General features: G+C 44.7%; 2 protein-coding genes and 1 pseudogene. 2 read left to right on the forward strand and 1 reads right to left on the reverse strand.

Annotated elements, in window-relative coordinates; genetic code table 11:
* Nucleotides 1–335: 335 nt before the first annotated feature.
* On the reverse strand, nucleotides 336–530 hold the full coding sequence (locus tag H6S82_RS30315; protein WP_190463463.1) for a hypothetical protein: 195 nt from the start codon (nucleotides 528–530) through the stop codon (nucleotides 336–338).
* Nucleotides 531–1,218: 688 nt separating this feature from the next.
* Between H6S82_RS30315 and H6S82_RS30320 the strand changes: the two genes are divergently transcribed.
* Together H6S82_RS30320 and H6S82_RS30325 are read left to right on the forward strand one after the other, a co-directional pair.
* Nucleotides 1,219–1,557: an anti-sigma factor antagonist gene (locus H6S82_RS30320; RefSeq protein ID WP_190463461.1), complete on the forward strand. Its 339-nt coding sequence runs from the start codon at nucleotides 1,219–1,221 to the stop codon at nucleotides 1,555–1,557.
* Between the two features lie 267 nt (nucleotides 1,558–1,824).
* Nucleotides 1,825–2,166, forward strand: a pseudogene (locus H6S82_RS30325) (B12-binding domain-containing radical SAM protein); the annotation flags it as partial.

Here is a 2,166-nt window from a genome sequence, read left to right on the forward strand (position 1 = left end):
TTAGAGGGCAGTGAGGCATTGGGGCAACCCATTCGGATTGGTGGCATTAGTCTTTATCCAGCGAGTAAGTTCGTATGCCACAACTACATCTTGTCTTCCGCTTGCGTTCAATTTTACCAAAAGCCGTTGTAGAACGACGGAGTTTTCAACCCAATTTTTCCATAAAGCAGAGTATCTTAGTTTTATCAAGATACCCATCGCCAACTCAATAATTTAGTCAGGTTGGCGATCGTCTCTGGGTTGATAGCTCAGCTTTCTACGGCTCACGATCGAACCGCACTAATTTTTTGAGTATCAATAAAATCCCTTGGCCCCTAATCTAGAAGAGTGTCCTGTTAATAACTGGACACCAACTGAATTCGACCGGCATCCATCTCATCCATCAATAGTTCCAGCGCTTCGTAATCCACGTCCGAGATGTAACCCAGTCGCGTTAGTTCATAGTTGATTTCATTCTCTATGTCCGGCGTCAATCGCCGACTAAAGAGAGCTTTTTCTACAAGTTGACGAATCGCGTTTTTAGCTTCCACGGTTGTGGGCAGAACTCCTTCATGTACCAATTTTCTGTCTTATACTTTTCGGTGCGAGTGATCTAAAACCATTACTCTAAGTGATCTCACTCACAGTAGATTGCTAAAACTTATGATTTACTCTCAATAAGGGTTCCTCTATTAATCAGATATTTTAGTGGGTTTGTGCAAGGTGAGATTCTGGCGTCCTTACGCAATCATTTAAGGTGCTATAGGCTTTCGTAGATGCCTTGAAACCCCCTTGCTAAGAAATAGCAAATTTTCTGCCTTTCCGGAAATGCCGATGAACTGATGTAGGCAAAACAGAGGCTTGTGCAGCTAGGGTGCAACTATTTTTCACAACAATAATGTTCAGTATCTGCCTTTGGGAGGATGCGATCGTCTAACCCTGTTCATTAGACACAAATTTCATTTTCAATTTTAGCAGGTCAGTCTTGTTTACCTGTGGTAACTGCCTACGTGAAAACACTGACTCAATTTGCGATGGCCTCAGAGTATCTGAGGCCATAATTGCGTATCTTTGCTTACTTTTAAGCGGGACTTCTTTCTCAAAACTTTAAAAAAGTGCCCTATCTGGATGAAGATTCCGTAAAAATGCCTAAAGACAGTAGTCAATACTGACAGCTAGCGTATAAAGTCAAAGGCATAGACGGCGACAATTTAATTTTGTGTTAAGGGGGATTAGATCGTGCAGACAACACTTGCATCTTCACAAATGACCGTAGTTAGACCTCAAGGCCACATCAACGCCGCCAACGCGCCTGAATTTGGACGCCAGCTAACAGTAGCTATGTCCTCCGATCGCAAAGCGGTTGTCCTGGTTGACATGGAGCAGGTAGAATCTTTAGACAGCGCGGGCCTGATGGTGTTGGTTTCTGCTCTGACTCAGGCTCAAACGCAAAACCAGCACTTTGGCCTCTCTTGCGTTTCACCCTCAATTCGGATCATTTTTGAGTTAACTCAGCTCGATAGAGTGTTTGAGATTTTTGCAAGTCGCGCCGCCTTTGAAGCTGCAATAGGTTGTTAGCCAACAAGATTGGCCGCGCAGTTAATGCAGTAACAACACGACATCGCTAGATAGTTAAGAATTTGAGCAAAAATTTTAAGTGTGCCTGACCTGCTTGTTTGCCCACTTTCCGGCGGAAGCAGAGTTTTGGCATGAGTAAAGCCACCAACTGTGAAATCTCTCCCGTAACAGGGTCGCCTGCCACGCATAAGAACAAGTATGATTAGATTGATAGGGCAGACACACTACAAATGCCTTATCTGGTGAAATCTCTCCCAGAATTTTGTTGTGGCAGTATCAGTAGAAGAATTACTAACATCAGATATTCTCAAACCGGCTCGCTATTTGGGTAATGAGTTAGGAGCGGTACATAAGTCTTGGGATGAAGCAAGGGTGCGCTGGGTATTGACTTACCCAGAAGTTTATGAGGTTGGGGCGTCTAATCTGGGGCATATAATTCTCTACAACATCCTGAATGCTCAGCCGGGACAACTTTGCGATCGCGCCTACTTACCGGCACCCGATTTAGCAACCAAACTGAGATCGACTCATACACCCCTGTTCGCCGTCGAGTCCCGTCGGCCTCTCACAGATTCCGATATTTTGGGTTTCAGCCTCCGCTACGAACTG

The sequence above is a fragment of the Planktothrix sp. FACHB-1355 genome (assembly GCF_014748295.1).
In the GTDB taxonomy this organism is placed as follows: Bacteria; Cyanobacteriota; Cyanobacteriia; order Cyanobacteriales; family Aerosakkonemataceae; genus Aerosakkonema; species Aerosakkonema funiforme_A.